Here is a 7802-nt window from a genome sequence, read left to right on the forward strand (position 1 = left end):
ACCAGGAATCCATCAATAAAAACAGGGTGCTCCAGCGCATGAAAACTGCTGTCACGCAGGCGGAGAAAGGGCTGGGCCAGATTGCCCCTCAAACACCCATCAAAATAACGCATTTGCATTGACCTGAAAAAAAACCATGAGCATCACACCCCTTATTCGCCGTCGCACCATTGCTGGAATGCTGGTTGCTGCCACGCTCCCGGCAGTGCCGGCTCTGGCGCAATTTCGCGTTGAGGTTTCCGGAGTTGGCCTGACCCAACTGCCCATCGCCATCGCCACGTTTCGGGGAGAAGCGCAGGCACCGCAAAAGATCGGCGCCATCGTCCGGGCAGACCTTGAACGTAGTGGCATGTTTCGACCGATCGATACCGCAGGGATCGTCGCGGATGAGAATACCCGCCCGGATCTGGCTGCCTGGAAGCAAAAAGGCGCTGATTCGATGGTGACCGGCAGCATTTCCCCGTTGGCAGATGGTCGTTTTGATGTTCGTCTTCGCCTCTGGGATATCGTGCGCGGACAGGATTTGGGAGGCCAGAGTTACACGGTAGGGCCTGCTGACTTGCGGCTGTCTGCACACCGCATTTCCGATTTTGTCTATGAAAAACTCACTGGCGAAAAAGGCATTTTCTCGACGCGTATCGCTTACGTGACCAAGGCGGCCCAGAAATACAACCTCTGGGTGGCCGACTCCGACGGTGAGGGCGCGCAGTCGGCCCTGACCAGCCCCGAACCCATTATTTCGCCCGCCTGGTCACCTAACGGCTCCCAACTGGCTTATGTGTCGTTTGAGTCGCGCAAGCCGGTGATCTACGCACACGACGTGGCATCCGGCAAGCGACGCCTGCTGGCCAACTTTCGAGGCTCCAACAGCGCGCCCGCATGGTCGCCGGACGGCAAACAGTTGGTGGCGACGCTGAGCCGCGACGGTGGTTCGCAGCTTTATGCGATCGGCCTCAATGGGGGCGAGCCCAAACGGCTGACTCAATCTTCCAGCATAGACACCGAGCCTGCCTTCTCGCCCGATGGTCGCTACATCTATTTCGTGAGCGACCGCGGCGGCGCGCCGCAAATCTACCGCATGAGCCCCAATGGTGGCAATGCCGAGCGGGTCACCTTTACCGGGACCTACAACATCTCCCCGGCGCTCAGCCCTGACGGTCGATGGCTGGCCTATGTTTCCCGGGTGGGCGGCGCCTTCAAGCTGCACGTCATGGAACTTGCCAGCGGTACGGTCACTCCAATCACCGAAACCACGGCCGATGAAAGTCCGAGCTTTGCACCCAACAGCCGATTGATTGTGTATGCCACCCAGCAGCAGGGCAGGGAAGCCCTGATGACTACAACGCTGGACGGCAAGATCAAGGCAAGACTGTCCGGGGCAAGCGGTGACATCCGGGAACCCGATTGGGGCCCTTTCCAGCGGTGACCGGCAACACCCGGCATTATTTTTGTTTTCCATACGGCCTATTTTTTTGTAGAGGTACTTCATGAAACGCACCGTTTTTTCAATCATCTTCTCCCTTGTCCTGGCGGCCACGCTGGCAGCCTGCGGTTCCGGCGTCAAGCTGAACGACGTGCCGGTCGAGGATCGCACCGGCACGACCCAGCAAGGCGGTACACCAGGCGCGACTGGCCGTGCTGTTGCGCCGGTACAGGTTGAAGGCGCCGATGCCTCGTTGGCGGGCCCTGCCAATACCACCAAGGTCATCTACTTTGACTTCGACAGCTACGTGGTCAAGCCCGAGTTCCAGGGAGCAATCGAGGCCCATGCCAAATACCTGACGGCCAACAAGGGCCGCAAGATGGCTATTGAAGGCCATACCGACGAGCGCGGCGGCCGCGAGTACAACCTGGCTCTGGGCCAACGGCGCGCTGAGGCAGTTCGCCGCGCGCTGGGCTTGCTGGGCGTGGCTGATCCGCAAGTCGAGGCCGTGAGCTTCGGCAAGGAAAAGCCGGCAGCTACGGGCTCTGATGAGKACTCCATGGCGAAGAATCGCCGCGCTGAACTCAACTACCGTTAAACGGGGCCCGAACCGTGAACATGTTTCGGTATGCCGCGGTAGCCGCGGCCTGCGTGCTGGCGTTCAATGCAAACGCCGGCCTGTTTGAAGACGATGAGGCCCGCCGGGCGATCCTCGATTTGCGGCAAAAGGTCGATGCGTCGCAGCTGCGCATGGCCGATGACGTGCGGAAAAACACGGAAGACAACGCTCAGTTGCGCCGCAGCGTACTCGACCTGTCCAATCAGATTGAGGCACTGCGCAGCGAAGTCGCCAACCTGCGTGGGCAGAACGAAAACCTGACGCGCAGCGTGGCCGAGATGCAGCGCACCCAGAAAGACCTGACGACAGGCGTGGACGAGCGTCTGCGCAAGTTCGAGCCCGGCAAAGTCAATGTGGACGGCAAGGAATTTGTGGCCGAGCCCGCTGAAAAACAGGAGTTCGAAACCGCACTGGCCACGCTTCGCAAGGGCGACTTCGCAGCAGCGCAGACGAGCTTCCTGGGCTTCCTGAAGCGTTATCCGCAAACCGGCTACCGGACATCGTCCCTGTTCTGGCTGGGCAATGCGCAGTACGCCCTGCGCAACTACCGCGACGCGGTGACTAATTTCCGCTCGCTCGTGACGGCTGAACCCGATCATATGCGCGCGCCGGAGGCCATGCTTTCGCTGGCCAACTGCCAGGTGGAACTCAAGGACACCAAGTCGGCCCGCAAGACGCTGGAGGACCTGGTCAAGACCTATCCCCAGGCCGAGGCGGCTTCCGTCGCCAAGGAACGGCTGGCCAAGCTGAAGTAAGCCGCACCTCGGGCAGGCTATCCGGCTGGCCCGGGGGCAAAGATCATTCGCCCCTAAAATCGGGCGATGGACATCTCCGCACTCAATAGTCTCACGGCCCACGTTCTCTGGGCCGGTTTTATTCTCGCCATGGTTTTTGGCGCGATTGCCCAGCGAACGCACTTCTGCACCATGGGCGCCGTCAGCGACATCGTGAACATGGGTGACTGGACCCGTATGCGCATGTGGGGAATGGCGATTGGTGTAGCCATGATCGGGTTTTTCACCATGGCCGCGGCCGGTGTGATTGATCCATCCAAGACCTTGTATGCCTCCAACCGTTTTATCTGGCTTTCCGCATCGGTGGGCGGCGCGATGTTCGGTTTTGGCATGGTCCTGGCTTCAGGCTGCGGCAGCAAAACGCTGGTGCGTATTGGAGGGGGCAGCCTCAAGTCCGTCGTGGTATTTGCCGTGATGGGCATCGCAGCTTTTGCGACACTCAAAGGCATCACGGCTGTGGTCCGTGTGGCTACGGTCGACAAGATTGCCGTCGATTTCACGGCCAATGCGACCTTGCCCAACTGGGTGGCCGGCGCCATCGGTATCACACCCGCCGCCGCCGGTATCGGCCTGGCCATCCTCATCGGGTTGGGCCTTATCGTCTGGGCGCTGTTCGGCCAGGACTTCCGTCGCTTTGATAACCTGCTTGCAGGTCTGGGCATTGGCGGCGTCATTGCGGCCATGTGGTGGGTCAGCGGGCGCCTGGGCTATGTGGCCGAACATCCGGAGACGTTGCAGGAAGCCTTTCTCGCCACCAACTCGGGCCGCGCCGAGGCGCTGAGTTTTGTCTCGCCCGTGGCTTACACCGTAGACTGGCTCATGTTTTTCAGCGACAAGAGCAAGGTGCTCACGCTGGGCATCGTGTCGGTGTTCGGTGTGGTGGTTGGTTCGGCCGTCTACGCCGTGCTGTCGCGCAGTTTCCGCTGGGAAGGTTTTCGTGACGCGGAAGACACTGCCAATCACCTGGTGGGAGCCACATTGATGGGCGTAGGCGGCGTCTGCGCCATGGGTTGTACCGTGGGACAGGGCTTGTCGGGCATCTCGACCCTGAGCGCGACCAGCTTTGTGGCGCTGGCTGCCATTCTCGCGGGCTGCGTGGCGGGATTGAAGTACCAGATCTGGCGGCTGGAACGTTCTGCCTGAGCACGTCCCGGCAACGATCCGCATTTCCAATGACATCCCTCATCGAAGAACTTCCCGCCGACTTGGAGCGCCGGTTCGGCGGCCTGGCGCGCCTTTACGGCGCGGCGGGGGCGCAGCGCATACGCCGGGCGCACGTTGTGGTGGTGGGCCTGGGCGGCGTGGGTTCCTGGGCGGCCGAGGCCGCGGCCCGCAGCGGCGTGGCCCGCCTGACCCTGATCGACCTCGATCACATCGCCGAATCGAACATCAACCGCCAGGTCCATGCGCTGGACAGCACGCTGGGGCAGGCCAAGGTGCAGGCCATGCGCGAACGCATCGCGCAGATTCACCCGGGCTGCCGCGTGGACGGCATCGAGGAATTTGTCGACGCCGCCAACTGGCCGGGCATCCTGGGCCTCGAAGAGGGCTTTGACCGCAAGCAGCTGGCCGTCATCGACGCCTGCGACCAGGTGAAAGCCAAAACCGCCATGGCAGCTTGGGCGATTGCCAACAAGGTGAATCTGGTCAGTGTAGGCGCCGCGGGCGGCAAGCGGCTGGCGCACCGCGTGGACATCGACGACCTGTCGCTGGTCACGCACGACCCCTTGCTGGCGCAGTTGCGTTACCGRCTGCGCAAGGAGCACGGCGGCGCACGCAAAGGCAAGATAGGTGTAGCCTGTGTCTTCAGCCGCGAGGCTGTGCTGCAGCCCGATGCCGCAGACCAAAGCGACGGCAGTCTGAACTGCCACGGCTATGGATCGGTCGTCAGCGTGACCTCGACCTTCGGCCTATGCGCGGCCGGCTGGGCACTCGACAAAATTGCGGCCTGAGTTTTTGCGAAGGCTTAAAAAATCACGCTATAATTCAAGGCTTTGCTGCCCTCGAAGCAGCAAATACCGGGATGTATCGCAAGATACGTTCTTGGGACCATAGCTCAGTTGGTAGAGCAGCGGACTTTTAATCCGTTTGTCGTGGGTTCGACCCCCGCTGGTCCCACCAGAATTTCCGGGTTCTTAGCTCAGTTGGTAGAGCAGCGGACTCTTAATCCGTAGGTCGACAGTTCGAATCTGTCAGAACCCACCAAGTACATCAAGGACTTAGCCGCAAGGCTAGGTCCTTTTTTGTTGTTCTGCTGACAAACTCCCGAAGGCGGGCTTTGCGGGCTCAAGCCGAGTAGCCCAGCAAGGGCAGCTCCATCTCCGCCTGCTTCGCCACCCGGATACAGTCTTTCATGTGCTCTTCGCCCAGGTAGCGTATCGCCGCATAGCCGACTGCGGCCGATACGATCTGGCCGGCCAGTGGCACATACTTGGCAACCTGTTTGGTGGTCAGGCGAACGCCGATCTTGGTGGCAGCCTTGATGACAAGGTCACGGCTGATAAATTTTCCGATGAGCACCGAACCTACCAGCGTGACGGCTTTTTGCACCTGGTCGCGCTTTCTGGGCTCCAGCCTGTCAAGCTGTTGGGGCGTGAGACCGAACTCCCTGTTGATTTCCGGGATGAGCCGGGACAGCATCGCCGCGTCCACCGCCCAGTCCAGCCCAGGCACCGGCACGGCACTGGCTGCGGCCGCCACCATGGCGCGCTTGTTCAGCAGTTTGCGGCTGCGTTTGACGGCGGCTTCAAGTGCCGCGTCGTCCGCGGCCATGTGCAAGGCTGAAGGCATCAATCGGGCCCTTTCACAAAATGGGTGACCCCGGCGGCGTGGTGCCGTCAAGGATCCTTTCGCCACTTTACACTGCAGCCGTCTCGATCTGTTCGGTCAGCTCAAGCCACCGTTCTTCCAGCATGTCTATTTCGCCCTCGATGGCCTTGAGGCGCTTGCCGGTCTGGGCGATCTCCGCCGGCGCGGTGGTGGTGGTCAACAGCGCTTGAAGGCTGTCGCGCTCGCTGGTGAGTGCCTTCATGCGAAGGTCGATTTTCTCGATTTCCTTGCGCAGCGGCTTGGTGGCTTCGGCCTGCTGCTGGCGGCGCTGTGCATCGAGCTTGCGTTGCTCGGGCGTCTCGCGCGGCACGGCTTTCTTTTCTTCAGCTGCCGCAGCGGGGGTAACTGACTTGGCAGCGGCAACCGGGGTCGCGCTGCCGGTCTTTTTGGCTTCCTCGCGCTGGCGTTTGGCATGGTCCAGCAGGTACTTCTGGTAGTCGTCCAGGTCGCCGTCAAAGGGGGCGACGCCGCCTTGGGACACCATCCAGAACTCGTCGCAGACGGCGCGCAGCAACGCGCGGTCGTGGCTCACCAGCATGACGGTGCCTTCAAACTCATTGAGTGCCATCGACAAGGCTTCGCGCGTGGCCAGGTCCAGGTGGTTGGTCGGCTCATCAAGCAGCAGCAGGTTGGGGCGCTGCCAGACGATCATGCACAACACCAGGCGTGCTTTTTCACCGCCACTCATGCTGCCCACGGCCTGTTTGACCATGTCTCCGCCAAAATTGAAATTACCCAGAAAGCTGCGCAAATCCTGCTCACGTGTAGGCTGGTTGCCCATCTTGCCGGCGGCGGTGACTTCCTTTACAAGGCGGATCATGTGCTCAAGCGGGTTGTCGGCCGGGCGCAGCACGTCCAGCTCCTGCTGGGCGAAGTAGCCGATGTTCAGGCCCTTGCCCTCAATCATCTCGCCGCTGATGGGCGCGAGTGCRCGCGCCACAGTTTTCACCAGTGTGGACTTGCCCTGCCCGTTGGCGCCCAGGATGCCGATGCGCTGTCCGGCCAGCACCGACTTGCTGACGTTCTGCACGATGACTGTGGGCGGCGTACCTTCCGGGGCGTCTTCAAGCGGTGGGTAGCCGAAGTAGGCGTTCTGCATCGACAGCATGGGATTGGGCAGGTTGGCCGGCTCCTTGAACTCGAAAGTGAAGTCGGCTTCAGCCAGCAGCGGGGCGATCTTCTCCATCCGGTCCAGTGCCTTGACGCGGCTTTGCGCCTGTTTGGCCTTGCTGGCTTTGGCTTTGAAGCGGGCGATGAACTTCTGCAGGTGGGCAATCTTGTCCTGCTGTTTGGAAAACGCAGTCTGTTGCAGCGCCATCTGCTCGGAACGCAAATCTTCGAACTTGCTGTAATTGCCGCCGTAGCGAGTGAGTTTTGCGCTTTCGATATGTACCGTCACGTCGGTCACGGCGTCGAGAAATTCGCGGTCATGGCTGATGACCAGCATGGTGCCCTGGTAGCGCTTGAGCCAGGCTTCCAGCCAGACCAGTGCGTCCAGATCCAGGTGATTGGTGGGTTCGTCCAGCAGCAACAGGTCAGACGGGCACATCAGCGCGCGCGCCAGTTGCAGGCGCATGCGCCAGCCGCCGGAAAAGCTGTTGACGGGGTTGTCCAGTTCGCTGACCTTGAAGCCCAGCCCCAGGATCAATGCCTGCGCGCGGGCCTGCGAGTCATGCGCGCCGGAGTCGTACAGCTCCATATACGCGTGCGCCATGCGGTCGCCGTCACCGCTGGCCTCGGCGGCCGCCACTTCGGCCTGCGCGGCCATCAGTACTACGTCGCCTTCGATGACGTATTCGGTGGCGCTTTGCTCGGTTTCGGGCATGTCCTGCGCTACTTGGGCCATGCGCCATTGCGTAGGAATCGAAAACTCACCGCCGTCCTCATGCAGCGTGCCGTTGAGCATGGCAAACAACGAGGATTTGCCCGCGCCGTTACGCCCCACCAAGCCAACGTTTTCGCCGGGGTTGAGGGTGACGGACGCACCGTCCAGAATCACTTTGGCGCCGCGGCGCAGCACGACGTTTTTAAGGGTAATCATTTAATAAAAAGCTTCAGGAAAAGTATTCGGAGCGGTGGGGCGTCGCACACGCTTGCCATGCAAGCGCTGCGCCAGTCATCCAGGCCGGGGCTGAGC

The 7802-nt window shown here is 61.3% G+C and carries 7 protein-coding genes and 2 tRNA genes; 7 read left to right on the forward strand and 2 right to left on the reverse strand.

Features of this window, described 5'->3' with window-relative positions; all coding sequences use genetic code 11:
- Positions 1-136: 136 nt before the first annotated feature.
- The 7 genes from tolB to AC1DWI_RS08435 all read left to right on the forward strand — a co-directional run bounded on the left by tolB (position 137) and on the right by AC1DWI_RS08435 (position 5041).
- Positions 137-1426, forward strand: a complete 1290-nt coding sequence (gene tolB, locus AC1DWI_RS08405) for a Tol-Pal system beta propeller repeat protein TolB (protein ID WP_477669496.1) — start codon at positions 137-139, stop codon at positions 1424-1426.
- 61 nt (positions 1427-1487) lie between these two features.
- Positions 1488-2021 carry a peptidoglycan-associated lipoprotein Pal gene (pal, locus tag AC1DWI_RS08410; RefSeq protein WP_477724665.1) on the forward strand — a complete coding sequence of 178 codons (534 nt, stop codon included), beginning with the start codon at positions 1488-1490 and terminating at the stop codon, positions 2019-2021.
- A gap of 20 nt (positions 2022-2041) precedes the next feature.
- Positions 2042-2797, forward strand: coding sequence for a tol-pal system protein YbgF (gene ybgF / locus AC1DWI_RS08415; protein WP_457280991.1), 756 nt, complete (start codon positions 2042-2044; stop codon positions 2795-2797).
- Positions 2798-2863: 66 nt separating this feature from the next.
- Positions 2864-3979 (forward strand): YeeE/YedE family protein, encoded by a 1116-nt coding sequence (locus AC1DWI_RS08420; protein ID WP_477669498.1) that lies wholly within the window; start codon positions 2864-2866, stop codon positions 3977-3979.
- Positions 3980-4008: 29 nt separating this feature from the next.
- The gene (locus AC1DWI_RS08425) at positions 4009-4788 is read left to right on the forward strand and encodes a tRNA threonylcarbamoyladenosine dehydratase (protein WP_477669499.1); all 780 of its coding nucleotides are present in this window, start codon (positions 4009-4011) and stop codon (positions 4786-4788) included.
- A 93-nt stretch (positions 4789-4881) separates the two neighbouring features.
- Positions 4882-4957: transfer RNA gene (locus AC1DWI_RS08430), tRNA-Lys, on the forward strand.
- 8 nt (positions 4958-4965) lie between these two features.
- A tRNA-Lys gene (locus tag AC1DWI_RS08435) sits at positions 4966-5041 on the forward strand.
- Between the two features lie 81 nt (positions 5042-5122).
- Here the strand turns inward: AC1DWI_RS08435 and AC1DWI_RS08440 are convergent.
- Positions 5123-5626, reverse strand: a complete 504-nt coding sequence (locus AC1DWI_RS08440; RefSeq protein ID WP_457280831.1) for a hypothetical protein — start codon at positions 5624-5626, stop codon at positions 5123-5125.
- 67 nt (positions 5627-5693) lie between these two features.
- On the reverse strand, positions 5694-7706 hold the full coding sequence (locus tag AC1DWI_RS08445) for an ABC-F family ATP-binding cassette domain-containing protein (RefSeq protein WP_477669500.1): 2013 nt from the start codon (positions 7704-7706) through the stop codon (positions 5694-5696).
- Positions 7707-7802 lie beyond the last annotated feature (96 nt).

Source organism: Polaromonas sp. P3_C2 (genome assembly GCF_056402675.1).

What these genes read in the sequence shown, in the direction of transcription:
- AC1DWI_RS08440 (WP_457280831.1), bottom strand. Translation starts at nt 5,626, where the DNA reads ATGCCTTCAGCCTTGCACATGGCCGCGGACGACGCGGCACTTGAAGCC.
- tolB (WP_477669496.1), top strand. Translation starts at nt 137, where the DNA reads ATGAGCATCACACCCCTTATTCGCCGTCGCACCATTGCTGGAATGCTG.
- AC1DWI_RS08420 (WP_477669498.1), top strand. Translation starts at nt 2,864, where the DNA reads ATGGACATCTCCGCACTCAATAGTCTCACGGCCCACGTTCTCTGGGCC.
- ybgF (WP_457280991.1), top strand. Translation starts at nt 2,042, where the DNA reads ATGTTTCGGTATGCCGCGGTAGCCGCGGCCTGCGTGCTGGCGTTCAAT.